General features: G+C 57.3%; 27 protein-coding genes and 1 pseudogene. 15 read left to right on the top strand and 13 right to left on the bottom strand.

Features of this window, described 5'->3' with window-relative positions; genetic code table 11:
- Positions 1-57 precede the first annotated feature (57 nt).
- From GOW09_RS13175 to GOW09_RS13155, 6 genes and pseudogenes are all read left to right on the top strand, one after another.
- Positions 58-1,455 (top strand): amidohydrolase family protein, encoded by a 1,398-nt coding sequence (locus tag GOW09_RS13175; protein ID WP_171118964.1) that lies wholly within the window; start codon positions 58-60, stop codon positions 1,453-1,455.
- A gap of 25 nt (positions 1,456-1,480) precedes the next feature.
- Positions 1,481-2,245, top strand: a complete 765-nt coding sequence (locus tag GOW09_RS13170; RefSeq protein WP_171118962.1) for a DUF3299 domain-containing protein — start codon at positions 1,481-1,483, stop codon at positions 2,243-2,245.
- Positions 2,242-2,460, top strand: a complete 219-nt coding sequence (locus GOW09_RS22640; protein WP_254442742.1) for a hypothetical protein — start codon at positions 2,242-2,244, stop codon at positions 2,458-2,460. Before GOW09_RS13170 ends, GOW09_RS22640 begins: the two co-directional genes overlap by 4 nt.
- Before the next feature lie 102 nt (positions 2,461-2,562).
- Positions 2,563-3,420, top strand: coding sequence for a carbohydrate porin (locus GOW09_RS13165; protein WP_371808051.1), 858 nt, complete (start codon positions 2,563-2,565; stop codon positions 3,418-3,420).
- Between the two features lie 50 nt (positions 3,421-3,470).
- A complete protein-coding gene (locus tag GOW09_RS13160) occupies positions 3,471-4,712 on the top strand; it encodes a membrane dipeptidase (protein WP_171118960.1) in 1,242 nt (413 codons plus the stop codon).
- A gap of 210 nt (positions 4,713-4,922) precedes the next feature.
- Positions 4,923-5,730, top strand: a pseudogene (locus GOW09_RS13155) (IS5 family transposase).
- A gap of 158 nt (positions 5,731-5,888) precedes the next feature.
- Here the strand turns inward: GOW09_RS13155 and GOW09_RS13150 are convergent.
- Positions 5,889-6,629 (bottom strand): SDR family oxidoreductase, encoded by a 741-nt coding sequence (locus tag GOW09_RS13150; RefSeq protein ID WP_171118958.1) that lies wholly within the window; start codon positions 6,627-6,629, stop codon positions 5,889-5,891.
- Positions 6,630-6,657: 28 nt separating this feature from the next.
- Positions 6,658-7,653, bottom strand: a complete 996-nt coding sequence (locus tag GOW09_RS13145) for a zinc-binding dehydrogenase (RefSeq protein ID WP_171118955.1) — start codon at positions 7,651-7,653, stop codon at positions 6,658-6,660.
- Between the two features lie 91 nt (positions 7,654-7,744).
- Between GOW09_RS13145 and GOW09_RS13140 the strand changes: the two genes are divergently transcribed.
- Positions 7,745-8,581 (top strand): LysR family transcriptional regulator, encoded by an 837-nt coding sequence (locus GOW09_RS13140; protein ID WP_171118953.1) that lies wholly within the window; start codon positions 7,745-7,747, stop codon positions 8,579-8,581.
- A gap of 2 nt (positions 8,582-8,583) precedes the next feature.
- Here the strand turns inward: GOW09_RS13140 and GOW09_RS13135 are convergent, their stop codons facing one another.
- The 7 genes from GOW09_RS13135 to GOW09_RS13110 form a co-directional block, all read right to left on the bottom strand.
- Positions 8,584-9,279, bottom strand: coding sequence for an SDR family NAD(P)-dependent oxidoreductase (locus tag GOW09_RS13135; RefSeq protein WP_171118951.1), 696 nt, complete (start codon positions 9,277-9,279; stop codon positions 8,584-8,586).
- Between the two features lie 10 nt (positions 9,280-9,289).
- Positions 9,290-9,799 (bottom strand): nuclear transport factor 2 family protein, encoded by a 510-nt coding sequence (locus tag GOW09_RS13130; protein WP_171118949.1) that lies wholly within the window; start codon positions 9,797-9,799, stop codon positions 9,290-9,292.
- A gap of 60 nt (positions 9,800-9,859) precedes the next feature.
- A complete protein-coding gene (locus GOW09_RS22635; protein ID WP_254442740.1) occupies positions 9,860-10,234 on the bottom strand; it encodes a hypothetical protein in 375 nt (124 codons plus the stop codon).
- A complete protein-coding gene (locus tag GOW09_RS22630) occupies positions 10,235-10,720 on the bottom strand; it encodes an alpha/beta hydrolase (RefSeq protein WP_254442739.1) in 486 nt (161 codons plus the stop codon).
- Between the two features lie 112 nt (positions 10,721-10,832).
- The gene (locus tag GOW09_RS13120; RefSeq protein ID WP_254442738.1) at positions 10,833-11,564 is read right to left on the bottom strand and encodes an AraC family transcriptional regulator; all 732 of its coding nucleotides are present in this window, start codon (positions 11,562-11,564) and stop codon (positions 10,833-10,835) included.
- 519 nt (positions 11,565-12,083) lie between these two features.
- Complete coding sequence (locus GOW09_RS13115; protein WP_371808050.1) at positions 12,084-13,451, bottom strand: sensor histidine kinase; 1,368 nt, start codon at positions 13,449-13,451, stop codon at positions 12,084-12,086.
- Positions 13,448-14,116: a response regulator transcription factor gene (locus GOW09_RS13110; protein WP_171118947.1), complete on the bottom strand. Its 669-nt coding sequence runs from the start codon at positions 14,114-14,116 to the stop codon at positions 13,448-13,450. Before GOW09_RS13110 ends, GOW09_RS13115 begins: the two co-directional genes overlap by 4 nt.
- Positions 14,117-14,255: 139 nt before the next feature.
- Here GOW09_RS13110 and GOW09_RS13105 point away from each other — a divergent pair, with 139 nt between their 5' ends.
- The 5 genes from GOW09_RS13105 to GOW09_RS13085 all read left to right on the top strand — a co-directional run bounded on the left by GOW09_RS13105 (position 14,256) and on the right by GOW09_RS13085 (position 19,884).
- A complete protein-coding gene (locus GOW09_RS13105; protein WP_171118945.1) occupies positions 14,256-15,344 on the top strand; it encodes a tricarboxylate transporter in 1,089 nt (362 codons plus the stop codon).
- Positions 15,345-15,420: 76 nt separating this feature from the next.
- Entirely contained in the window at positions 15,421-17,451 is a 2,031-nt protein-coding gene (locus GOW09_RS13100; protein ID WP_171118943.1) for a tripartite tricarboxylate transporter permease, read from the top strand.
- A gap of 79 nt (positions 17,452-17,530) precedes the next feature.
- The gene (locus tag GOW09_RS13095; protein ID WP_171118940.1) at positions 17,531-18,619 is read left to right on the top strand and encodes a 4-oxalomesaconate tautomerase; all 1,089 of its coding nucleotides are present in this window, start codon (positions 17,531-17,533) and stop codon (positions 18,617-18,619) included.
- Positions 18,620-18,670: 51 nt separating this feature from the next.
- Positions 18,671-18,907 (top strand): hypothetical protein, encoded by a 237-nt coding sequence (locus GOW09_RS13090; protein ID WP_171118938.1) that lies wholly within the window; start codon positions 18,671-18,673, stop codon positions 18,905-18,907.
- Positions 18,904-19,884, top strand: a complete 981-nt coding sequence (locus GOW09_RS13085) for a D-2-hydroxyacid dehydrogenase family protein (RefSeq protein ID WP_171118936.1) — start codon at positions 18,904-18,906, stop codon at positions 19,882-19,884. Before GOW09_RS13090 ends, GOW09_RS13085 begins: the two co-directional genes overlap by 4 nt.
- On the opposite strand, the gene GOW09_RS13080 is transcribed toward GOW09_RS13085, so the two are convergent.
- Complete coding sequence (locus tag GOW09_RS13080) at positions 19,853-20,827, bottom strand: AbrB family transcriptional regulator (RefSeq protein WP_253284204.1); 975 nt, start codon at positions 20,825-20,827, stop codon at positions 19,853-19,855. The genes GOW09_RS13085 and GOW09_RS13080 overlap by 32 nt on opposite strands.
- A 168-nt stretch (positions 20,828-20,995) precedes the next feature.
- Here GOW09_RS13080 and GOW09_RS13075 point away from each other — a divergent pair, with 168 nt between their 5' ends.
- Genes GOW09_RS13075 through tcuB form a run of 3 tightly spaced genes read left to right on the top strand, consistent with a single transcriptional unit; the run spans position 20,996 to position 24,151 of the window.
- Positions 20,996-21,676 carry a GntR family transcriptional regulator gene (locus GOW09_RS13075; protein WP_171118934.1) on the top strand — a complete coding sequence of 227 codons (681 nt, stop codon included), beginning with the start codon at positions 20,996-20,998 and terminating at the stop codon, positions 21,674-21,676.
- 11 nt (positions 21,677-21,687) lie between these two features.
- Positions 21,688-23,082: an FAD-dependent tricarballylate dehydrogenase TcuA gene (gene tcuA / locus GOW09_RS13070; RefSeq protein ID WP_171118932.1), complete on the top strand. Its 1,395-nt coding sequence runs from the start codon at positions 21,688-21,690 to the stop codon at positions 23,080-23,082.
- A complete protein-coding gene (tcuB, locus tag GOW09_RS13065) occupies positions 23,072-24,151 on the top strand; it encodes a tricarballylate utilization 4Fe-4S protein TcuB (protein WP_171118930.1) in 1,080 nt (359 codons plus the stop codon). Before tcuA ends, tcuB begins: the two co-directional genes overlap by 11 nt.
- A 284-nt stretch (positions 24,152-24,435) precedes the next feature.
- On the opposite strand, the gene ureG is transcribed toward tcuB, so the two are convergent.
- Genes ureG through ureE form a run of 3 tightly spaced genes read right to left on the bottom strand, consistent with a single transcriptional unit; the run spans position 24,436 to position 26,151 of the window.
- On the bottom strand, positions 24,436-25,065 hold the full coding sequence (gene ureG / locus GOW09_RS13060; RefSeq protein WP_171118928.1) for an urease accessory protein UreG: 630 nt from the start codon (positions 25,063-25,065) through the stop codon (positions 24,436-24,438).
- On the bottom strand, positions 25,062-25,715 hold the full coding sequence (locus tag GOW09_RS13055) for an urease accessory protein UreF (protein WP_171118926.1): 654 nt from the start codon (positions 25,713-25,715) through the stop codon (positions 25,062-25,064). The genes ureG and GOW09_RS13055 overlap by 4 nt, the downstream gene beginning before the upstream one ends.
- Complete coding sequence (gene ureE / locus GOW09_RS13050) at positions 25,699-26,151, bottom strand: urease accessory protein UreE (RefSeq protein ID WP_171118924.1); 453 nt, start codon at positions 26,149-26,151, stop codon at positions 25,699-25,701. The genes GOW09_RS13055 and ureE overlap by 17 nt, the downstream gene beginning before the upstream one ends.
- Positions 26,152-26,175 lie beyond the last annotated feature (24 nt).

Raw genomic sequence — 26,175 nt, 5'->3', positions numbered from 1 at the left:
CCCGCCCAAGAGTTTTCGGGCTACGTTCGGTAAAACGTGAATGTGAAGGGAAGACCTATGACCAACATGCGAATATCCCTTTGCCCGGCGGTAATGGTCGCGGCAGTTTTTGGTTTTTCGGTGGCTGCGCAGGCTCAGGATCAAGAAGATCCTCAAACGCTGTTCACCAATGTGCACGTCTTTGATGGCGTGAATGAGCAACGTATCGAGAATGCCAGCGTATTGGTCGAGGGCAACCTGATTAAGGCCGTATCAACTGAAGTGATTGATGCCCCCAATGCTACGGTTATTGACGGAGAAGGGCGGACACTGACTCCCGGCTTCATCGAAAATCATGCACACCTGATGCTGCCAGGACCCACGTTGCCCGCAATGGAAGCCAACAGCACTTGGGAAGACCTCGCGATTCACGGCACTCAAATGGCTGAGATGTACTTAATGCAAGGCTTTACCACCGTAAGAGATGCAGGTGGCGCTAATGGAGGGCTTCGCCGCGCAATCGACACCGGTACTATTGTCGGGCCGCGTTTCTACCCTGCGGCTGCTTTTCTAAGTACGCGTGGTGGCCATGCTGATTTCGCCAACTTTACAGCACCTGTTGGCCAGTCTTCAAATTTCAGCCGTCTGAATATGGCCCAAGAAGTCGACAGTGTCTCCGAAATGTACAAGTTTGCTCGTAACAACTTTCGGATGGGAGCAACACAACTGAAGTACATGCAATCAGGCGGTGTAGTTTCAGTGTTTGACCCGTGGCAGTTATTGGCTGGATCGACGGCAGAGTTAGAAGCGGCCGTGCAGGTTGCCAACGAATACGAAAGCTACGTCATGGCCCATTCCTACCGCAAGGAAACGATCATGGCGGCACTGAATGCTGGTGTGCGATCAATTGAACACGGGTTCATGTTTGATTGTGAAATATCAGCGCTGATGGAAGAGAAAGGAGCCTACATCACAACCAATCTCACGGCATTTGATCCAAATCTCTTCGATATTCCTGCCATTCGAGATGTCCCAGCCAGCTTACGAAAGGCACAGTCCGCCACGCAGGCTTTCGGCGACTACATAAAAAACATGAATGAGTGCCCAGCTAAAAGAGGGTTTCACACGGATTGCGTAGGTTCTGTAGCTGCCTGCAATATTCAAATTGCCTATGAAAAACATCTCAATAATGAGTTCTTTGGCTCTCACGCATCGTTGGTCGCAATGACATCTACTGGCGGTGAAATCGCCGCTTTGTCCGGACCGTTCATGAACCCCTATCCCGAGGGCAATCTGGGCGTTATCGAGGAAGGGGCCTATGCTGATATCCTGCTGATCGACGGAAACCCACTTGAAGACTTTTCCGTCGTTGGAACCGGGGATCAATGGTTTGGCGCCGACCCGAGGCCGGAAAGCCCGGAAACGATCCGACTGATTATGAAGGACGGTGTGATATACAAGAACACACTGGACTGACCCAAATAACGGTTGGAGAGATTTGATGTTCTCTTGGTTTCGCGCCGCAGTTTTCGCTGGCTTTGTCCTGAGCGGTCATTCCGCAATGGCAACGCCCCATGCGACGCTTGACTGGTCTGACCTTCCGGACCCGTCGGTGCAGGTGTTCGATGACCCTTATCGTGATCTGAGCCCTGAACAGTTTGACGATGTCCTCTTCGTCGTGCGCTTGCGCGGCAGGTTGCAGCAGGATGTCGGCAGCGTTGAGGAAAGACAGAAATGGCAAGAGCTTCTGACCGAGACTGAAGACGCCTTGGCCGAGGGTGGCGTTGATGTCGACTGGCTGCTCGATCAGCGAGAGGATGTGAAAGAGCGGCGAAGAAAGGCAGGAACAAACGGAAATCCGCAACTTGATGGCCAGAGTGTTACGCTGACAGGCTTTGCCATTCCCGCGCCGAAAGATCCGGACGGGCGAGCGGTTGCATATTTGGTGCCAGAACGCGGGATGTGCAGCCACATGCCCCCGCCTCCGCCCAATCAGATGATCCGGGTGCGGTTGAACGGCGACTGGGCCCCCAGTTACTTCCATGAACCCGTTCGGCTCACAGGTAGGCTGACGATTGAACCCTCGGTTCAGAACATGATGGTCGTGGATGGGCTTGTGCCGATGAATGCAACCTTCAAATTGGAGACGGACAGCGTTGAAACGCTGGAAACCAAGGCCGACGGTCTGGAATGGAGACAGCGTGCAGCCGATCGCGTCCGAGCTGCTGGCAATCGTAAAGCTGGCGGCGCAAAGGCGTCGGAATGATAAGGCGCCTTGTTGCCGCATTGAGTATTGCCTGCGCGGGTACGGCGTCTGCGCAGGGGTTGTCCGGGCCTTCTTCGGTCGAGGCCGAGCTGAAACCTGGCGATGGCCTGACCGATCCGCAATACCGTTCCGGATTTCCGCGCAACATCGCGCCGGGTTGGTTTCGGTGGAAAGACCGGCTGGCCGAGAGCGGATTTCGGTTCAACGTGGATTAACTGGCGTTGGGTCAATCCACGAACGCCGATTCGGGAACTGGTGAAGCCGCTAGTGGAATCGCTCGCGTCTACGGCAGTTGGCAGGCAACCGAGCGGGGTTCATTGACATTCAAAATCGAAGATCGGCACGGATACACCGATGTTGCCCCGCAATTCCTTGGGCTGGACGGAGGCGCATTGTCGATCACCGGGACTGCCTTCAACGACAATGGTTTGTTGCTGACCAACCTGTTTTGGACCCAAAGGGCCGAGAACGGCGCGTGGACGCTGCAAGTCGGCCAGATTGATGTGACGGACTTTGTGGATATCTATGGATTGGTCAGCCCCTACAGCGGGTTCCAAAACCTGTCGTTCAACACCAACCCGACAATCAACACACCCAACCAGGGAATTGGCATTGCCGGTGGGATAAAGCTGAGCGAAAACTTCTACGCCGTTGCCAGCGTTGCAGACGCAAACGCCGATCCGTCTGATCCAAGTCTTGACGTGTTCAGCGACGGCAATCTCTTCAAATCGTTTGAGATTGGCTACACTTCGGGCTTTGATCGCATCTATTTCGACAATGTCCATTTGACCCTCTGGCATGCAGAAGCGGCCGACGATGGCAGTCGTGCAGAAGATTATGGTGCCGTGTTTTCCGCGGCTTGGTTTGTCGACAACAAATGGATGCCGTTCTTTCGGGCAGGGGCGTCGAAAGGCACGGCAGCGCTGTATGATCGTTCGGTTTCTGCGGGGCTGGGCTATTACGGTCGAAACACCGATCTGGCCGGTTTGGGTCTGAACTGGGCCGAAGCAAGAAACATCGACGGCGATCAGTTCACGCTGGAAGCATTCTATCGCTTTTCGATCTCACCCGGTCTGCAAATCACGCCGTCACTACAGTTCATTTCCAATCCGCTGCTGAACCCAAATCAGGATAGTATCACGTTGTTCAGCCTGCGAACCCGGATCGTTTTTTGATGCGGCTCGAAAGCAGCAATTCACCCGAAGCCAATTTGGGAGGCTCAGTCATGAAAACTTTGTTGGCCGCAAGCACCATTGCAATCGTATTCGGTGCCGCGCTGCACGCGAGCGAGGAAAGCAAGACATGGGATGCGTCAGATGAGGCGAAGCAGTTTGTGAAGGACACAATCGTTCTTGGCATGTTGGCCAGCCCCTACGGCACCGGCTGGACTGAAGACGAACAGCTGCACACTTACTTCGCGCGCGCTCGGGACAACGGAATAACAGGTCATGAGATGACGCTGGCCGCAGCGGATATGTCCTTTGAGACTTTTCTTGATCAGCACTACCGCTTCCGGTCGGCGATGGCGCAACAGCCAGAGAATTACCTGATCGTGAATGAAACCCGCGATATCGAAGCCGCCCATATTCAAGGCAAGACGGCGGTCATCTGGAACAGCCAGACGGCGACGATTCTGGATGGCGACCTGAGGAAGATGGCGTTGCTTAAGGATATGGGGATCAAGAGTATGATCCTAGCCTACAACGATATCTTCCGCACCGGGTCGGGGCAGTTGGCGGCCTATAACGGGCGCGATATCGGTCTGACCCCTTGGGGCAAGTCGGTGATCGATGAAATGGTGCGTTTCGGCATCCTTCTGGACCTGAGCCACACGGGCTCCAAAACGGCCAACGACGCCATGGACTACATGGACGAAAACTATCCCGGCGTGCCTTATGTTTACACGCATTCGGTTCCTGCCGGGCTTTACGCAAACGAACCCGGTGCGACGCCACGCGGGTGTTATCGGGCCATTCCCGATGATGAGGCCCTGCGTGCGGCCAAATCGGGTGGCTATGTTTCTCCGACATTCACTGAATGGATGATGGACGGCGTTTGGCCTGAAGATATCTCACCCAAGCAAGCCGCCGACATGATCGACTACTATGTTCAACTTGTTGGGGTCGACCACGTTGGGATCGCAACGGATGACATGTTCTCGCTCGAACTCGTCGTGCAATGGGCGACTGCAAACGCAAGCATGTATGATGATGGCGGCTATATGATCGACGCGTTCAACAAAGGGGCGACCGGCAACGGTGAGCTGGCCAAAATCCTTGCCGCAATCACCGATGATCTCTGGGCAAGGGGGTATTCCGATGAAGACCTCGAAAAGATCTATGGCGGCAACAAGATGCGGGTTTACGCGCAAGTCTGGGAGGGCAAGCCCCCCGAACAATTTCTGAAAGAATACCCCGAGCGTCTGCGTCTCAGACAGGAACTGCGAGAAGGGTTTTATTCGCGATAGACGTTCAGGACCGGCATCAATGATGATTGGCCCCGGACGCGGAAACGAGCAGGAATTTTGGGGGAATGATGGTGGGTGATGAGAGATTCGAACTCCCTTCGGATTGTTAATGACGATGCTTTACGGGTGCATTCTAAGGTCAGGACCCATTGATTTCGTTGTCGCCGCCTTGGCTGCGTGCTTCAATCCCCTGAGTTTCAGGGGTGTATCATGAGCAACCTATTCTGGCTGACTGACGAACAGATGGCGCGTTTACGGCCCTACTTTCCGAAAAGCCATGGCAAGCCGCGAGTGGATGACCGGCGTTTGCTGAGCGGGATTATTATTATCAATCGCAATGGGTTGCGGTGGTCTGATGCATTTCGCGAATATGAGCCGCCAAAGACGCTGTACAACCGTTGGAAGCGGTGGAGCGATATGGGTGTGTTCGCTCGGATCATGATGGGGCTCGCTGCGGAGGGAACCGATCACAAGACCCTCATGATCCCCTCCCGGGACATTGCTGCGCATTGCCCTGACGGGCAGTGGACGCAACCTACCTCAAAGCACACCGCATGGCCTCCAGCCTGCGGCTGAAAAGGGGGGGCTTGGAAGACTGATCGGTCGCACCAAGGGCGGTATGAACACCAAACTGCATGCCATCACTGACAGCGTCGGTCGCCTTCTTCGGTTCTTTATCTCCGCTGGCCAAATCTCCGCTGGCCAAGTGAGCGATTACACGGGCGCCAGGGTTCTGGTGAACAGTCTGCCATCGGCTGACTGGCTGTTGGGAGATCGCGGATACGATGCCGACGGGTTCAGAGAAGCCCAGATAGACAAGGGATTAAAGCCTTGCATGCCAGGCCGCAAATCACGCGGCAAGCCTGCCCGGTAGGACAAGCGCCGCTACAAACGACGAAATAGGATTGAAATCATGTTCGGACGCCTTAAGGACTGGTGCCGTGTCGCCACTCGGTATGACAGACGCCCGAAGATCTCCCTCTCAGCAAGCGCTCTCGCGGCAACCGTTCTGTCTTAGCTGTAACTCAATGAGCCGGGAGCCTAAGAAATTGCGCCTGCGCTTGCGTTCGGCCCAACTTGCGCACCGCCTTCAAACGATTTGCCAGCTTTGACCAAAGCCAGACCAAAGGCTGTTTTGGGCAGGCTGTGTTCTTTTCGCCAGACTTGGGTCAGGCGTCAATCGCGTACAAGATGGCCACCATCCACATCCAGAACGGAGCCGGTTAAAAACCTGTTCGTCATCGCCGTAATCACGGCTTGCGCGATGTCCTCGGCCTCTCCGACGCGTCCCACAGGCAGGCTGCCACCAACCTGCGCATACATGCCTTCACGTGCCTCTTCCGACATTGCGGCATAGGCTTCGGTTGCGACCATGCCGGGGCTGATGCAATTCACCCGCGCCCGTCCGGACAGCTCCAGCGCCAACCCCTTCGCCAACGCCTCAACCGCGGCATTTTCGGCGCCGAGGCCCGTGGCCCCGGCGGATGGGCGACGGCTGAGCACACCGGAAAAGAATGTGATGGAGCCGCCTTTGACCAACACGGGCAACACTTCGCGCGCAGCCAAATAGGGGCCGATAAACTTGGCCTCGAACATGGCGCGCAGATCGTCTGTGGGCAGATCGGCGAACGCACCATGCGCAGCACTTGAGGCTGAGATCACCAGGTGATCCACCGGGCCCAGTACACCAGCCCATGATCTCACGCCGGTCTCATCGGTTGTATCGACCTGTGCGATCTGCACCCCGCCGCCGATCTCGTCTGCCGCCGCATGCAGCTTGGCAGCACTGCGGCTTGCGATTGTGATCTTTGCCCCGAGGGCGGTGGCCATCTTTGCAGTTGCCTTCCCCATACCGCTGCTACCGCCGACAATGACAATGTGCTTGCCTTTCAGGGCGGTTTCGAAAACCGCGCTCATTTCTATGGCTCCTTTTTTGTTGGAGTGATCAGTCGATACTCAGCACCAGCTTGCCGGTGGTTTCACCGGCTTCCAGTCGGCGGTGCGCCTCGGCGGCTTGGGCGATGGGCAGGGCGGTGACCTGCGGGCGCAGAATTCCCGTCTCAAGCACATCAAACACTGTGGCCATATCCGCGCTAAACTGATCGGGGCGATTGACGAAAAAGGTGTATATATCGCTGACACGGACCGAGACGGATTTCTGGAAGTGCTTCGCCAAGTCCTTGGCAAAACTGCCTGCGGGCGGACCGGCAAGAAACCCGAACAGAACGGCGGTACCCAGAGGCGCCAGCACATCGAGATCTGATTTCAGAGACTCTCCGGAAATCGGGTTCAGTGTCAGGTCCACGCCGCACCCGCCGGTGATTTCCATCACCCGCTCGGTGACGTTCTCAGTGCGATAATCAATGACGTGATCGGCACCTTGATCTTTGGCATACCCAACCTTGTCGGTGCTGGTCGAGGCGATCACCGTCATGCCCAGATGCTTCGCGATCTGTAGGGCCATAGTCCCTACGCCCCCGGCTGCCGCGTGAACCAGCACGGATTTGCCTGCCATTGCGCCACCCAAATTGACCAGCATGTGATAGGCGGTCATCCCGTTGACAGGGATAGCGGCCGCGGTTTCGAAGTCCACGGTTTCGGCCAGCCGGGTGACATAGGGCGCTGCGATCACCGAATGGGTCCCGTACCCACCGGCACCAATCGGCCCCATCCACGCCACTCGGTCTCCGACAGAGAAGCCTTCGACCCTCTCACCCAGCACCTCGACCAATCCGGCCCCTTCAACTCCGGGTGTATGAGGCAGATCGGGCATCATTCCCTCGGGCATCTCACCGCGACGGATGATCGTGTCGATAAAGTTGACCGCCCCGGCCTTGTTGCGGATCAGGATTTCTCCGGCATCGGGGGTCGGGGTCGCCTTGTCAGTTTCGCGCAAAACGTCCGGTTTGCCGGTCTGGGTGATATCAATGGCGAAAGGCATGAGCTGTCTCCTTCTGTTGCGCAGAAGGTAGAGGTCACGTCATCGGAAGATAATAGTTGATATCGGAAGGTATAATCCCAAAATTAGAATAATGATCTACAACGACCTTGCCCTGTTTACTGTCGTCGCCAACCATCTCAGCTTTTCCAGGGCTGCGGACCGCCTGGGTATACCCCTCAGCCGGGTCAGCCGAAGGATTGCAGAGTTGGAAGGCCATCTGGGCACCAAACTGTTCGAGCGGACAACCCGCCAGGTTCGCCTGACGGAAGAGGGCCGCCGCCTTCTGGATCGATGCCAGGACCCGATTGAGTCGTTGCAGGGTATCGCGGGTTTTACCGACGATACCAGACGCCAGAGCATCCGCATCACGGCGCCTCCGTTGGCCGCGCGCACGACCATTGGCCCTCGGCTGTTGGATTTTGCGGAGCAGAATCCGGATGTGGCACTTGAGGTGACCACGACCAACATCATGTTGGATTTCTTTCGCGACAATATCGACCTGGCTTTTAGGGTCGGCCCGTTGACAGATTCCAGCCTTGTCGCGAAACGGCTCTGGTCGGTTCCCTATTGCTTTTGTGCGGGACAGGGCTTCATTCGGGAGCGTGCGTTGGACGGGCCGATATCCAGACCGGACTTTCTTGCTTTGACCGCCCTGACAGCTGGTCAGCCCTGGGTGCTTGAGAGCGGGGAAACTCTGCAACCGAAGCACACCGCGCACAGTTTAACGGACCTTGATGTCATTGCTCAGGCGGCCCGCCGCAACCTGGGTGTCGCGATGCTGCCTTTGGATATGGTGGACGGAGACCTGCAACGGCTTGAGGTCACGGACACTATCCCTTTGACGCGGGATTTGTTCGCAGTCTATCCCAGTCGTCGCCTTTTGCCCGCGCGGGTGAGGAAGCTGATTGATTTTATGGCGCCCGGATAAACCTACCAATCAATTGCAACGCCGTCGCGAAAGAACCCTCCGGTCGGGCCGCCTTTCGGCAAGGTCGCGGCCCAGACAACGCCCTTGGCACCCTCAGAAATCGGACGTCCTCCGCCGCCCAAATCTGTTGCAACCCAACCGGGGCACACGGCGTTAACGAGAATGCCCTGAGGTTTCAACGCGGCAGCGGTCTTGAGGGTTAGCGCATTCAAAGCCGCTTTAGAAACGCCGTAACCGGGTGTGCCGGCGGACATGCTGTTCAGCGACCCCGCGCCAGATGAGACGTTGACGATCCGGGCATCCGTGCCGCGTTGCAACAGTGGCACCGCCGCAATCGTGGTATCCCAAGGGCCGAAAAGGTTCGTATCAAACGCGCGGCGAACCCGATCCAGATCGGCGAGGTGGACCTGTTGGTCGGTGTCATAGTCCACACCCGCATTGTTCACCAGAACATCAAGACGACCGTAGCTAGGTTCAACCATCAAAAAGAAGGCGGCAGCGACAGAGTCCGGACTTGAGACATCCAATTCCAAGGCTTCCGCCCCATATCCGATTTCATCCGCAGCAGCCTGCCCTTTTGACAGATCGCGCGCACCCATCAAAACCTTCATCCCGTGGTCTCGGGCCAATTGACGGGACACTTCTTTACCAATACCGCGATTGGCGCCGGTCACGAGTGCGATGCGCTGACTGGTCATGTTGCTTCCCTCAATTCGCCTCGGCAGCGCGCTGGCCGGCAAGGGTCACCAGACCACGATCTCCGGTTTCCCAAAGTGCCGTCATTGTCATCGAAGTAACGACCCAACGGTCGTCTGATTTCTCCAAGATATAGTCATAGCGGCCACCCAGCACCCACAAGTCTTTACCAAGGCGATGGGTTGCTGTGAAATCAGCCTGTGCCGTGGCGGATGTATCGGACAGTGAGGTGATCGTGTGATTGGTCACCATATGATGCGTCGCGTCGAAACCGGGCAGAAAGGCGGACCATCCCGCCACAAGCTCATCAGCGGGTTGTGTAACCGGGTCTCCGCCCCAGAGGCTGGTGTAATCCGTCGTGACGGTATCGGCAAACGCGTCGCGCACGCGGGCCCAGTCGTGGCGGTCTGCGCCTGCCGCGATATCGGTGATTGCGGTCGAGATGCCTGCCTGTGGTTCGGCGAAAGCTGCGGTTCCGATCATGGAGACGGCAGCAAGAGTCGATGTGAGTTTTCTATGCATGGGGATGCTCCGAATAGATGAGGGTGGACGCCGAACGACTGCTCGGTGTCCAGACAGGGCTTAGTTGCTCGAACCGGCGCGGAAGTGGTCAGCGACGGTATCGGCCGCGCGGGTGACATCCTCGGGGTTGTCGTAGAAATCGAACTGCGTGACATCCTCCAGCCATTGCGCGGTCGCATCGCCTGCGAAACCGGCAAGAAAGGTCTGTACGCCTTGTGGGATCGCCGCGCTTTCCGAGTGCACAATGGCCAGTGGCTTGTCCAAACGCTGCGGATTGTCGGCGGGGTGATAGGTCAGCACGCCCTCGGCACCTTCGGGGCCTGCGGCAGGAATGATCTGACCCCCTGCGGCCTCGGCAGCGTGGGACACCTCGATCAGCACAGCAACACCGTCTGCGCCGCCACAAACCGCCTCGACGATCTCTTCATTCTGCAATCATGGTGCAACCAAGCCCAGCCGCTGAACCAGCGGGTTGCCGGAAACCGCATCGACCATGTAGCCAGCCGAGGCGCAGATCCCCAGACCGTTGATGTGATCGGCGTCCACTTCGGGCAGGGTCGCGACGAATGCGAGGGCAGCTTTGATGTCCGATGTCTTGGCCTCGGGGCTTTCGATGAAGCGCACGTTGTTCGGCAGATCGCCCGATTTGCCCCAACCGCGGAAATCAAAGGTGAAGGCAGCAAAGCCGCGCTCGGCCATCTCGCGGGCATAGTTGGCGGGCATCTGTTCCTGAACCGAGGTCCAGGCCCCGGTCACGACGACCGTCGGCAGCGGTTCAGATCCGCGCTCTTCCGGCAGGTACAGTGTGCCGGACAGGGTGGCGCCTTCGTTCTGGAAGGTAACGGGGCGGGTTTCAACCTGCGCGACGGCGGCCGTCGACGCCATAAGCGCTGCGGCGGTGTTCAAAGCGAGGGTGTTCATGGCGTATCTCCCAAAATCTGTCTGGATGGGCACAAGCCCGATGACACCTGAGATACGCTGTCGACGGCAGGGATACTTGCACCGGACTGCCGCGTTTTTGAAAGATTCTGCTTCAGACGGCATTCGCCGCGCGGAATGCGCGGGGGGTCTGCCCTACTACCTGTTTGAAACTGCGCGTGAAATGCGAGGGGCTCATGCCCGCCTCGGACGCCATCTGATCGACGGTGATCGTCTGATCCAAACGGTCCTGAACGTAGGCCAGCACCCGTTGATAGTGCTGAGAGGTAAAGCGCGCGGACAGCTCGACCTCTTCAGCGCGGCGTTTGCCGTATTTCTGCAGCAGCTTGACCAGAAATACCCGGCTCATGGCTTCGAACATTACCGCAGATGACATATCGTCCGTTGCCAGCGCATCGCGCAAAATGACGCCTGCAGCACATAGGTCAGGATCGTAAAACTGCGGCTGGTCGTGAAACTGCTCCGGCGCCAACAGCATACCGAGTTCCGACTGTGCAAAGCGCTGGACTTTGTCCGGATGCAAGGTGATCACGATCACGTCAGACTGTCCGTACCACCGCCAACCTGACCGCATGCCTGCCGGGGTCACGATGACTTCGTCCTTGCGAAAGGTGAAATCACGCAGTGTCCCATCTCGCCAGTTTTGAACACGATGCCCATTTTCCTGAAGGTTCAGAAGGACATGATGTTCTGCAAAAACTTCCTCGGGCATCCGATCAGGTTCGGCCCGAAAATACCGCACTGACATCAAATCAGCCGCCGAAGGGCGCTGCATCGCATCGCTGTTCAACAGCGGTTCTGACGGATAGATATCAGCGTATCTCAAAGGCAATGAATGGCTCCGGCTGGCAACATAGATAGATTTGCAGGTATCCGCATCGCGGACAACACTCGATAAGTTGGGCCAACTGGTACAGGATCAAACACCTTGCTGGCGTTATATGTGGTCGTTGAACAGCCTACGCGACATCATTGATCTGCACTGACGGGGGACATACATGAAAAAAACGGGTGTGAGACTCAAGTGGTCGTCAGGAACGGCTTTATGTCGGAAAGCAGAACACAGGCGTCTCAGAAGAGCGCTTGCTTTGTTCCGCCAGGCAGTCTCTCGTACGCGCTCCACCGAACGGCCACAACTCAACCATAGATCGCTTGACCCAACATCGGTTTTATCGACGTTGGCGGTTTGTTATGACGCAGAAAATTAGCCGACGGTTGCGAGGCCAGCCGTTCAGAACATAGTCCGGCAACAACCGGAATGCGCAACGAAGCACCAGTTCGCTGCAGCTGCAAAGAATACCCTTTGATTTTAAAGGGTTTCGGCCTCCCAAAAGCTGGAAACGACTTAAAGGGCTATGGGAAGCTCCAATGTAACGCTCGCTCCTTTTTCCACTTGGTTGATTTCAACCACTCCTCCATGGCGTTTTGCCACCGCTGAGACAATTGACAATCCAAGGCCGCTGCCCTCCGAGTACTCTAGCTGCGAAAACCGACTGAATGCTGCTTCGCTTTGGGCGGGTGAAAGACCAGTTCCGTCATCGGCCACAGTTAATTTGACATTGCCTCCGTCACAGAGCAGCACAATTGATATTCGGCTCAACTTAGCGCCACCATGTTTAACTGCATTGTCCAGCAGGTTTTTGATGGCCTCAGTCAAAAATACCCGATCCCCTGTTACCATGATTGCAGACTCCGGCATCGTGACCTCAAAATCGAGCCCATTTGCCAGAATGTGTACGCCCATCTCTGCACAAGCTTCTTCCACGACCAAGCGGAAATCAATCTTTTCCATCTGATCCTGATGCGTAGGTTGCCGCAGCCGTTCCAGTGATAACAGCTGTTCCGCCACAGTGGCCGAGTTCTTTGCTGCTGCCACAAGCTCGACAATGCGTTTGTCCCTGTCTTCATCCGTTTTTGCATCTCGCAGCGCCTCGGCCATGGACTGGACTGCGGCTGCTGGATTCCGCAGTTGATGCGCGGCTTCTGAGATAAACACTTGATGGGCGTTTATACTGTCTTCGACCTGCCCAAACAGCCGGTTCAGGGTCTGAACAATGCCATGGACTTCGGTCGGGACCGGGCGTTTTATCTTGCTGAGGTCGTCGGGCGAACGCAGGTCAATGGCGTCCTGCAAGTCCAGCAACGGTCGCAGGCCGCGCGCAACGCCGAACCAGACGACAAAGCCAAGGGTGGCCATTAGAATGCCCATCAGTATAGCTGCTCGGATCGACAATTCATTGGCAAACGCGTTGCGATCCGCGATGCGTTGCCATGCGGTGACCGTCGCATCTCCTACAAGGTTATCCAGAGTGACCCGTTCGGTCATTTTCAATACGCGCACCGGCTCGTCACGATAGACCGCTTCGAAAAACTGGGGTTGGTAAACGTCCTGCTTTGTCGGGTTTGCCGAGGCAGGTGGATATGCGTAACCGGTTACGTAGATACCGCCGGGTCCGGTCACGTGGTAAAAAATCTCTCCCCCCGATGCATCGCGGATTAAGCTGCGGGTGGTGGGCGATAAAGCATCGCCGTCTGACACCGCCACATCGCGCGAGATCGCCAGACCAGCAGATAACAGGCTGTCGTCAAAAAGCTCTTGCGCCGTTTCCCGGGCAACCGTGTAGCGCCAATATCCAAGCAGGATCGCGAGCAACACCAAGGGTGTCAGGATCAGAATGAACAGCCTAAGCCGGAGCGAACCATGCCTGATCACTTCTGCACCTCAAGCAGATACCCAAGACCGCGGGCTGTCTTGATCCTAATGCCAAGGTTCTGAAGGCGTTTGCGCAATCGCGATACATGAGGTTCAACGGCAGAGTCTTCGACATCCGCACCAACGCCGTAGACATAGTCAGTCAGCTGGCCCTTGGGGACAATTCTGCCGCGCCGTTCCAGCAGGCATTCAAGCACAGCCATTTCTCGGCGTGGCACGTCAAGCACCTGTCCCTTTACGCTGACCTGCCGCGCGGTGCGGTCAAATTCCAGTTCTCCGATGGTCTCTTGCGAGCCGTAATCCAGTTGCTTGCGACGAGACAGGGCGCGGATGCGCGCCTCGAGCTCGTCCATCTCGAAAGGTTTGACCAGGTAGTCGTCAGCGCCCATATCCAGACCAGACACTCGGTCACTGGTCTCGGTGCGCGCGGTCAGCAGAATAACCGGGGCGCTGTCACCCCGGTTGCGCAGCGACCGCAAGATTTCAAGCCCTGACCGACCCGGAAGGTTGATGTCCAGAACGATCAGGTCCGCGCCTTCCTGCTCTAGATACAGATCGGCTGCATCGCCGTCTGTCAGTACATCAGCAGCATGGCCCCGATCCCGCAGGCGATAGGCAATGGCGTTGGCGAGGGTCTCATTATCCTCGACGATGACGATCCGCATTCGGGCTCCTGCAAGTTTCGCGCAAGGTTGGCGCTCCATGATTGCCAGATGGGAGGGGGAATCAACCCCACAGTTCTATTTGCGATCACGGTGGCGCGGAGGGCGCCGACGTGGTTGTCTGGTCAACAGGGAGGAACCAATGGCCATTTCCAACTTCACCCGTCGCGCCGTCGTGGGGCTGATCGCCGCCGCCGGTATCGCAGCACCCGCCGCAGCCGAGGTCGATTTCTCGGGCAAGACCATTGAATGGGTCATCCCGTTCTCGGAAACCGGCGGGTCTGCCAAATGGGCCAACTTCTTTGCGCCGCTTCTGTCCGAGGCGCTGCCGGGTCAACCGACCGTGGTGGTGAAATTTATGCCGGGCGCGGGTTCGACCAAGGGTGCGAACTGGTTTCAGGAGCAAAGCCATGATGACGGTACGCTGCTGTTCGGCACCTCGGGTTCAACTCAATTCCCGTATCTGCTGAACGATCCGCGCGTGCGTTATGAATATAACGACTGGATTCCGGTTATGGCATCGGGAACCGGTGGCGTCGCCTATCTGAACGCTGAGGATGGCGCAAAGTTTGATGGCTCCGCAAACGCGCTGAAAGACACCAACTTCATCTACGGCTCGCAGGGCGCGACCCGGCTGGATCTGGTCCCGCTGCTGGCGTGGCAGATGTTGGGTATGAATGTTGAGCCTGTCTTTGGCATCAAAGGCCGTGGAGACGGACGCCTGATGTTCGAACGTGGAGAGGCCAACATCGATTATCAAACCTCCTCGGGCTATCTGGGCGGTTCGGCGCCGCTGGTCGAGGCTGGTCAGGCCGTGCCGATGATGACATGGGGTGCCTTGGATGCAGACGGCAACATCGTGCGCGATCCGACTTTCCCGGATATCCCGACTTTCAAAGAGGTCTGCGAGGCGACCGATGGCTGTGAAACCAGCGGTGAAGCATGGGACGCATGGAAAGCCTTCTTCGTGGCGGGCTTCCCGGTTCAGAAACTGGCCTTCTTGCCCGGTGACACGCCACAAGAGGTCGTCGATGCCTACACCGCGGCGTTCCAAGCTGTAACCGAGCGTGGTGACTTTGCAGACATTTCGTCCAAACGCGTAGGCAAGTATCCGGTGTTCGTCGGCGACGGCTCAAAAGCTGCGCTGCAAACCGCGACCAATGTGGATGACAATGCCAAGCAATATGTCCTGAACTGGCTGAAGGAAGCCTATGGTGTCGAGTTGAACTAAGCCGACACGTCGTCGCGCGCCCAACGAAGGGCGCGCGTTTTTCTACATACAAGACAATTTATGAAAGGCGGCCGCTATGGAGGTTTTCGCCACCGCTCTACCTGCGCTTGGTGATGCGTGGGGTCTGATCCTGCAACCCATCGTTCTGGGCTATCTCGTGCTCGGCGTCGTTATGGGGCTGGCCGTGGGTGTTTTCCCGGGGCTTGGAGGAATTGCTGGCCTGTCGCTCTTGCTCCCTTTCATGTTCGGCATGGACCCGATCCTGGGTCTGGCCCTGATGATCGGGATGGTGGCGGTGGTTCCGACCTCTGACACTTTCGCATCGGTCCTGATGGGCATCCCCGGCAGTTCGGCATCGCAGGCCACAGTGCTGGATGGCTTCCCCATGGCCAAAAAGGGCGAGGCCGCGCGGGCGCTGTCGGCGGCCTTTTCCTCGTCCCTGTTCGGAGGGCTGGTCGGCGCGACCTTTCTGACAATGTTCATTCTGATCGCGCGCCCAATCGTTCTGGCCTTTGGACTGCCCGAGATGCTGATGATCACCATTCTTGGCCTGTCGATGGTCGCCATTTTGGCAGGACGCATCCCACTGAAGGGCGTCGCTGCCGCTGGATTAGGCCTGATGGTCGGCACAATTGGCGAGGCCGATGCCGGTGGATCGCTTCGGATGGCGACCTATGACATTCCCTATCTTACTGATGGCTTGAAACTTGTCATTGTCGGTTTGGGTATTTTTGCGGTGCCCGAAATCGTCTCGCTGCTGCGGCAGGATCGGTCGATTGCGAAAGGCGCCTCGATAGGTGCTGGATGGCTGGACGGCGTCAAAGACTGGTTTGCGAATATCTGGCTGTCGGTCCGCTGTTCGATCATCGGGGTCGTCGTCGGCGTCATTCCGGGCCTCGGCGGTTCGGTCGTTGACTGGATCGCTTATGGTCATTCGGTTCAAACCACCAAGGACAAAAGTAATTTCGGCAAAGGCGAAGTGCGCGGGGTCATCGGCCCGGAAAGCTCGAACAACGCTAAGGAAGGCGGCGGTCTGGTGCCGACGCTTCTGTTCGGAATTCCAGGCTCGGGCTCGATGGCAATCTTCATTGGTGCGGTTGCGTTGCTGGGGTCGGGGGATATCGAAGTCGGTCCGAGCATGCTTCAGGACAATCTCGACATCACCTATTCGATCGTCTGGCTGTTGGCGCTGGCCAACGTGGTGGGCACCATCCTGTGCATCGCGGCCTCGGGCGGGATCGCCAAGCTGACCACGATCCGCTTTACCTATCTGGCGCCGTTCCTGTTCATGTTGATCAGCTTTGCAGCCTTCCAATCCGGTCAGAACTTCGAAGACCTGCTGGCCTTGTTTGTGATTGGTTTGATCGGCATCTTCCTGCGTCGGTTCGACTGGTCGCGCCCGGCTTTCCTGATCGGCTTTGTTCTGTCGAACCCGGTTGAAAAGTTCACCAATCAGGCCTTCCAGATTGCATCGTTCCGTTTCCGGAAGAGCTTTGGCGAAGGGATGGAATATGTCTTCAGCCCCATCGTCATTGTCTTGATCGTGGTCACGGTTACCTCGGTTATTCTGGGAATCCGGCAAGCCAAGATGATCATGGCCGAGGGTGAGGTCCAGGCAGGTACAAAGCGTGCGCCATTGGTCTTTCTACTGGTGATCATGGCCTATCTGATCGTGGCTTTGGTCAATGCTAACATGATCCCTGACTACAACATGACCGATAAAATCATCCCCCTGGTGATCGGCTGCATCTCTTTGTTCTGCTGCGTGATCCTGCTGATCCAGATGATGCGGCGGCCCGAGGGCGACGCGATCTTTGCAGACAAGGAAATTGCGGGTGAGGACGCCAGTGCCCCCCATGGTTTGTGGTCCACGCTGGCGTGGTTCGCCGGTCTCATCGCGGCGACATGGGTGGTGGGGTTCATCCTTGCATTGCTGGGTTTCCTGATCGCGTTTTTCCGCATTCGGGCGGGGGCCAGCTGGCAGATGGCGCTGATCCTGACCGCCTGCGGTATTGGCTTTATGTGCCTGATGGCGGGCGCTCTGAACCGCGATTTCCCACCTGGACTGTTGCAGGACATGGTCAGCTTGCCCTGGCCATTGAAATGAGCAGCCCGATGACATCGCTCGGCCTGTGTACCGGGCCGGGCAGAAGAAACACCACTCAGTCTTGGCCAGGGGGGACCCGATGACCCAAACAGCAATCCCATATGTATTCATGCGGGGCGGAACCTCTCGGGGCCCGTATTTCCGCCGCTCGGATTTGCCCGAGGATCTGGACACTTTGGCCAAAGTGCTGATCGCTGCCCTCGGGGCCGGGCAATCGCTGAACATTGATGGCATCGGCGGTGGCGCGGCGGTCACGACCAAGGTCGCGATGCTGTCGGTCAGCAAGGATAACTGGGCCGATATCGACTATTTCTTCGCGCAGGTTGCGGTCGAGGATAAGTTGGTCGACTTCAAACCAACTTGCGGCAACATCCTGTCCGGTGTCGCCCCCGCTGCAATCGAAATGGGGTTGTTTGAGCCCCAAGGCGATGAAACCGAAATCCGCATCCGGGCGGTCAACACCGGGGCCCGTGTAGTGGCCCGGATTCAGACACCCGGGGGAAGGCTGACCTATGAGGGTGATACAGGCATTGCCGGGGTGCCCGGCCAGTCTGCACCGGTGCAGCTGAGTTTCATGGGGGTGGTTGGGTCAGCAACCGGTGCTTTCCTGCCCACCGGCAACCTGCGTGACACAGTTCAGGGGATCGAACTGACTTGCATGGACGTCGCCATGCCAATGGCCATTGCCTGCGCCGCCGATTTCGGACTGACGGGTTATGAAAGCGCCGAGGATCTGGACGCCAACCGCGCCTTTTTTGACAGGATGGAAGCCGTTCGGATCGAAGCCGGGGAACGGATGGGGATGGGGGATGTGTCCAAATCCGTGACCCCCAAATTCGGCCTTGTAGCTCCTGCGAAAGTGGGCGGAACGCTTGCGGTGCGGTATTTCATGCCGTGGAAGACCCACCCGACCATGGCGGTTACCGGTGCGCAGTGCATGGCGTCCTGCGCTTTGACGCCCGGCACGGTCGCGGACGGTTTGCTGGATCGCCCGACGACAAGCCCGGCTGAAGTCATATTGGAACATGCCTCGGGCACGATCGACGTATTGGTGGATTTCACCACTGAGAATGGGTTCACTGTAAACGCAGCAGGCTTGGTTCGTACCGCGCGCAAGTTGGCAGACGGCCATGTGTACGTTCCACAATCCGTGTGGAAAGGGAGTTGATTAGGCACTTTCAAATTGGTATACCTTTGTATACAAATAGGAAAGGTTACGATGGACGACTACTCGGAATGCCTCGATATCGCGCGTCAGGAGCTCCGGTTGGCGCAAGCTGCCTTGCGGCGGGATATGGCCGAATACCCCACGCCAATCGCGGGATGCGACGAGCAATTCAATCATCTGTTGGACCAAAGCGAACGCGTCCGAAACGCGCTGGCAGCACTTGACGTGCAGCATTTTGTGCCGACACCCAGAAAACTGACCACCGAGCAGAGTATAGAAAACCGATGAAAGTACACATTCTGGACGATTGGTTCGACACGCTGCGTGGGCTGCCATGTTTTGAGAGGCTCAACGATCATGAAGTGACGGTGTGGACGGATCATGTCGAGGATCTTGACATCTTGGCCAAGCGTTTGCAGGAGGCTCAAGTGCTGGTGCTGTTCCGAGAGCGGACCAAAGTCACGCGTGCCTTGCTGGAAAAGTTGCCGAATTTGCAGCTGATCAGCCAGCGCAGCGTCTATCCCCATGTTGATGTGCCGGCCTGTACAGATCAGGGTGTTTTACTGTGTTCGAATATGCATAGCGGCACGCCGTCTTATGCTGCGGCGGAACTCACATGGGCGCTGATCATGGCTGGGATGCGGGATTTGCCCGCTCAGATGGCCTCGGTCAAGGCAGGGCACTGGCAGGCAGGGGTAGGCAAGACGCTACGCGGTCGTCAATTGGGGCTCTATGGTTACGGCCGTATCGCGCGTGCGGTTGCGGGTTATGCCGAGGCGTTCGGAATGAATGTCGTTTGGTGGTCGTCCGATGAAGGTCGGTCGCGTGCGCAAGCGGATGGCGCTAGGGTCGCGCCGAGCCGCGAGGCGTTTTTTGCCGATAGTGACGTTGTTTCGATCCATGTGCGCCTGAAACCGGACACGCGTGCGATCATTACCGCATCGGATTTTGCGCAGATGCAGCCCGGGGCGATCTTCGTGAACACTTCACGGGCCGGGCTGATTGCTCCGGGCGCTTTGCTTGAAGCGCTCAACGCCGGTCGCCCCGGCAAAGCCGCGATTGATGTATTCGATTCCGAGCCACTGACTGACGCGACCGATCCATTGCTGGCACATCCCAACCTGCTCGCGACGCCGCATATTGGTTTTGTGACCGAGGATGAGTTCGACCTGCAATTTGCCGATATCTTCGATCAAGTAAATGCTTACGCCGACGGCGCGCCGATCCACATGATCAACCCCGAGGTTTGGACCACCGTAGAATAAGATTGGCGGCGATAGGCGCGCCGATGATCACCAGCACAATCCTTGTCAGATGGTGAGTGATCACAAAGCCCAGGTCCGCGCCTGAAACGATGGCCAGAACTGTCATCTCGGCCTGCCCGCCGGGCGCGAAGGCCAGAAACGCCTCGACCGGCTTGCCAAGCCCTAACGTGGTGACAACAGCAGTGAAGGCCGCCGCCAACACGGCCAGGACAACCACATAGGCGCAACCCGCTGCCACGACCTTGCGCAATTCCACCCAGGTGACACCGACAAACTTCACTCCGATTCCGCAACCGATGAAGAATTGCGCGGCCAGGATGGCCTCGCGCGGGGGGCGGGTATGGATGAAGTCCCCAAGTGACAAAGCAGCTGTCAGGATCATCGGTCCCAGGATCGACGCGCCGAAGAGACCGATGCGCTCGCCGCCCTTCCAGCCGATAAAGGCGGCCAACACCATCAGGGCCAGTTCGTGAACCGGCAGGGCGTGTGCGGGTTCACCGATTGGGTTGGTCAGTTCAGCGCCATAGAAAACAGTCAGGAATAGCGGGGCCAACGTCACTATGATCAGCACGCGTGTGCCGTGGATCAGCGACAAGGTGCGCGGATTGGCACCCGCCTCGGATCCGAAGATGATCATGTCCTGCAACCCGCCGGGCATGGCAGCATAAAAAGCGGTTGTAGTATCGAAGCCCCAAACCTTGCGGAAGAATGGCACTCCGACCAGTGCGATCAGCAGGATAAAGAACGGAACCAGCGCAATCGACGCGGCCATTTTCGGCAATTCGGCAAACAGGGCCGGAGTGATCGATGCTCCCACGGCAACGCCCAGGATAGTGCGCGCCGCCACCGAGACCTGCCCGAATCCCTCCATCGGCGCATGCGCCAGGGCTGCAATCAGACAGGCGCTCATTGGGCCGAACAGGAAGGGCAGGGGCAAATTCATTAACCAGAATGCTCCGGTGCCCAACACTGCAAGCGCGAAGGTCACTGCACGTTTTTTCGCTGAGGAGGGTGCGTTGATCTGGGTGGACAAAATGTAGATTCCGGTGCGGTTGACTTAGTGTGTATCCAAATGTATACAAGTGGACGCAATAACACAAGTGAGCGCGTGATGACCCTGCAGGACGACCCGTTACAGCCTGGCCCACAAGGCAATTCCGCCTATCAGCGCCTGCTGGATGAGATTCGCGAAGGTAGCCTGCCGCCCGGCGAACGCCTGCGCGAGATAGAGTTGTCCGAGAGGTTGGGAGTTAGCCGCACGCCTGTGCGCGAAGCGATCCGACAGCTGGAAGCGGATGGCTTGGTAACACATATCCCCCGTCAAGGCGCGACGGTACGCAGCCTGGATTACGCCGAAGTGATGGAGCTCTATGAGATGCGCGCTGTGCTCGAGGGAACTGCGGCCCGTCTGGCGGCAAGGGCGGCGTCCGATGTCGAACTGGATGAGCTGGATGTGCTGAATGACCGGCTGGCCGAGGCAGGCACCGGTCCGGAGGCCGCGCGGATCAATCGGATTTTCCATGCGACGCTTCTGGATGCGGCCAAGAACCGGTTTCTGGCTAAATCCATGTTGTCTTTACAAAAGGCGTTGCTGATCCTGGGTCCGTCGCAATTGCTGGACGGCGACCGAGCCGAGGTCGCAGTAGCCGAACATCGCCTTATCATGGCCGCCTTGAAAGCCCGGGATGGCGCGGCGGCTGAGAAAGAGATGCGCGCTCATATCCACGCAGCACAACGCATGCGCATTCGCGCCTTGCAGGAGCGCGACCGAACAACGGACCAAACTCAATAGGCGGAAACCACATGGCCACCCAAAAGGAAGCCTACGATATCGCTGTGATTGGCGGAGGTAACGCCGCCCTGTGCGCTGCGATGACCGCCGCCGAAGCAGGCGCGCGCGTTCTTATCCTCGAAGCGGCGCCAAAACCCTATCGTGGCGGAAACTCTCGCCACACCCGAAACTTTCGCTGTATGCATTCCAGCCCGTTGGGCCCGCTGGTCGAGGAATACAGCGAAGACGAATACCTGTCAGATCTGCTCAAGGTTACCGGGGGCAAAACCGACAAAGATCTGGCGCGCCTCGCAATTCGTACGTCCGAGGAATGTCTTCCCTGGATGGAGGAGCACGGGGTTCGGTTCCAGCCCTCTTTGTCGGGGACGCTATCGCTGGCGCGGACGAATGCGTTCTTTATGGGCGGCGGTAAATCGCTGGTAAATGCCTATTACCGGACAGCAGCGAAGCTGGGCGTCGAAGTCCTGTACGAAGCCGCCGTCACGCATCTCGAATTGAACGGAGACCGGATTGAGTGGGTAGACTTCACCTGCGAAGGCCAATCCCATCGCATAACGCCCAAAGCGGTCATCGTCGCTTCGGGCGGCTTTCAGGCTGACACCGATTGGCTGACGCGTGCGTGGGGACCTGCGGCACGCAACTTCCTGATCCGGGGCACGCCCTATAACCGGGGTGTCGTGCTGGCCGATCTTCTGGATCAAGGCGTTGAGAGCGTTGGAGACCCGACCCAATGCCACGCCGTTGCCGTCGACGGGCGTGCTCCGAAATTCGATGGCGGCATCGTCACCCGTCTGGACTGCGTTCCATTCTCAATTGTTGTCAACAAAGATGCCGAGCGGTTCTATGACGAGGGCGAGGACGTCTGGCCAAAGCGTTACGCGATCTGGGGTCGCCTAGTCGCAGCCCAGCCGGATCAGGTGGGCTATGTGATCATTGATGCCAAATCGCTGAATCTGTTCATGCCGTCGGTTTTTCCGCCGTTAAAGGCGGACACGCTCGAGGAACTGGCCAAAGCGATGGGCCTGCCCGCCGATAAGCTGACCACGACCGTCGCAGAATTCAATGCCGCCTGCGGTGACACAAGTGGCTTTCATCCAACAGAATTGGACGGAGTTTCAACTACCGGCCTGACCCCACCCAAAACCAATTGGGCGCGCCCGATCACCGAACCTCCTTACTATGGCTACTCACTGCGCACCGGTGTGACCTTCACCTATCTGGGGCTCAAGGTGGATGAATCTGCGCAATGTTCAATGGCAAACGGCAAAATCCAGAACCTCTGGGCGGCAGGCGAAACCATGGCTGGGTCGATTTTGGGGCAGGGTTATCTGGCCGGGTTCGGCATGACCATCGGAACCGTCTTCGGACGCATTGCAGGACGAGAGGCCGCTTCTTATGCGAACTGAACTGATACAGGAAGCCCGCCGTCAGGCTGAGATCTGCAATGCCTGCCGGTATTGCGAAGGCTATTGCTCGGTCTTTCCGTCGCTTCACGCTGAACGCGCATTCTCGGACGGCGATATCACGCAATTGGCCAATCTCTGCCATAACTGCAGAGGATGTTACTATGCCTGCCAATACACGGCGCCGCATGAGTTCGACCTCAACCTGCCGAAGGCTCTGGCCGAGGTCCGGCGCGACAGTTGGGAAAGCTTCGCCTGGCCGCAACCTCTGGCGCGCTGCTTCCATAGCCACGGTGGGGCGATCGCTCTGGCTCTGGTCGTCGGCTTCGCGCTTATTTTTTGGGCCATTCGCGCGATCGGCTCGACCGGAGGCGAAGGCTTCTACTCTGTCCTCTCTCACAACGCGATGGTAGTGATTTTTGCTCCGGCATTCCTGCTGCCGTTGTTCAGCATTGGCCTCAGCTTGCGGCGTTATTGGCACGCAGTTGGAGGCAAGCCGATCCAACCGGGCGACTTGAAAGCTGCGCTAAGCCGAACGGCCAAAATGCAGGACCTGGCTGCTGGCCACGGGGAGGGTTGCAATTTCGAGGACGAAGACCGTTTTAGCCAGGCCCGCCGCCACGTGCATCATGCGATCATGTACGGGTTTCTGCTGTGTTTTGCTTCGACTTCGGTGGCGACGATCATGCATTACGGGTTCGATCTGCACGCACCTTACGGGTTCTGGTCATTGCCGAAGCTGTTTGGAGTCACAGGGGGCGTTTTGCTCACTGTTGGCTGCTACATGATGGTCCGGCTGAAACAGAAGTCAGACCGCAATCTCGGCGATGTTTCAGCTTGGGGCGGAGAAATCGGATTTATATTACTGCTTGGGTTTGTAGCGTTGAGCGGGCTTGTTCTTTACGCTTTCGGTTCATCCGCAGTAATGCCTGCGCTGCTTGCCGTCCATCTGGGGTCGGTCCTCGCGTTCTTCCTTCTTACGCCTTACACAAAAATGGCGCACGGTTTCTATCGGCTTGCTGCCCTTGTCAGGGATGCGCAACGAAAAAGAGATGTGTCGGTGGTCCGCTAGCAGCCCGCATGTCCTGAGTGAGGCGAAGGAAAACGCATTTATTATCGAAGGACGCGGTGTCGCGGGTGGCAGCCAACGCCCCGAAGGGTTCGCGTGAATATTTCTCAGCGGCACTGAAAGATACCGCCACGAAAGGTGCGGAATTGATGGAAAAGCTTGGAGTCGCGCGTGGTAAAATCTGTGCGCCAATCGAAAACAGAATGACGAAAAATCTATGAATTAGGTGCCTCTGAACGGCAGAGCCGATGGCAGGTGTCGACAGATTGGCATCTTTGTTCTGAGCGTTAATTCCTTTCTGGAATCATTAACCCCCCCTTCTTCACTAAAAGGTCGACAATTGCGCCGACCCCTTTTTTGTGACGAAGGGACGTGAACAAAAAGGGCCGTCCATTGCGCATTCTGGCTGCATCTCTATCCATGACCTCCAGTGAAGCGCCAACATGCGGCGCCAGATCGGTCTTGTTTATGACCAGGATGTCGGATTTCGTTATTGCCGGTCCGCCTTTTCGCGGGATTTCCTCTCCTGCTGCGACGTCGATCACATAGATTGTAAGGTCTGCGAGTTCCGGGCTGAAAGTAGCCGACAGATTGTCGCCACCGCTTTCGATCAGAACGATATCAAGATCTGGATGGCGTTCCTGCATTTCAGCGACAGCGGCAAGGTTTATCGATGCATCCTCGCGGATTGCTGTATGTGGGCATCCGCCCGTTTCGACGCCGATAATCCGATCTTGGGGAAGGACCTGCATGCGCACCAGCGCTTCGGCGTCTTCCTGAGTGTAAATATCATTGGTGATGACGCCCACTGAACAAGCATCGCGCAGGGCTTCAGACAAGGCAGCGGTCAAAGTGGTCTTTCCGGCTCCAACCGGACCACCGATGCCAACGCGAAGAGGGCCGTTCATACTGCTCATGTTCGGAATATCCTTGAATATTGTATTTCGTGTCTCATCGACGCGATGTCCGTCAGGAACGCAGTCGAACTCAATTCGTCCAAGCCTGCCATTTGCGCTTGTTCAGCGATACGAGCACATAGCGGTGTCAAATTACGGATCAGTTTTTGAGCGTCGGTTTGCCCCAGCGGCACAAGGCGCGTTGCGCACGCGACCAAGTTGCTTGCAAATGCTTGTAGATACAGCTTTGTCGTTAACAGTATGGGAAGGCCCTGCAGATGCGCGGCATAGCCCACCGACACTGGATAGGAAAGCTGTTGGATGTCTAAATCCCAGACATCTCCTGTGACGGTCCCGAATGCCTGCCCCAGCAATTCGGTTTCCATTTTTCTTTCCGATGACGCGCAGATCGCCCGTGCCTTGGTATCAACGCTGATAAGCTCATCATTATCCTGCGCGTTGTAAGCGGACACTACGAACAGAGCGTCATTCCATCCCGACCCATGTTCCTGCACATCAGAAATCCAGGCTTCGGCGTCTTGTGAACTGGCGACAGCCCCCTCGTCAATTGCGGTTTCCAGCCCATGAGAATATGCAAAGCCTCCCACAGGATATGCCGGAGACAACCACTGGGTCAGCGTAAGGATATCAGCTTCAGTGGGCGTGGCCATGTGTCCTGCCGTGGCCGTAGGCCCCGCCTTCAGGGGTGAACGGTTCGTGCACCTCACGTACTGTGGCCCCGATTTTCAACAGCATGTCTCGGATCACATGATCGACCTGGATCAACAGACGATCCTTTTCGATCTGGCAGGGCGTGTGGCGATTGCCGATATGCCATGCGATACGTGTCAGATCCGGAGCCGAGACTTCCAGCAAGGCTTCGGGCGCGGCTTGGATTTCAACCGCGCGCCCATCGTCCAGGATCAGCGCGCCACCGTGATCCAGTGAGGTTGTCTGAGCCAGGTCGACCAGAATCTGTTCGCCGCTTTCGCATGTTAAAACCTTTCGGCGCAAAAACCGATCGTCATAGGTCAACGACAGGCAATCGGCAGTGTCGTCGTACATGTGATCCGAGTAACGGCGTGCGGTGCAGAGCAGGGCGGTCATACCGTCGCCTCCTCTGGAGCAGAA

It is taken from the genome of Ruegeria sp. HKCCA5463, assembly GCF_013034175.1.
In the GTDB taxonomy this organism is placed as follows: domain Bacteria; phylum Pseudomonadota; class Alphaproteobacteria; order Rhodobacterales; family Rhodobacteraceae; genus Ruegeria.
The sequence above is the reverse complement of the archived record's forward strand: the minus strand, read 5'-3'. Positions and strand labels throughout refer to the sequence as shown.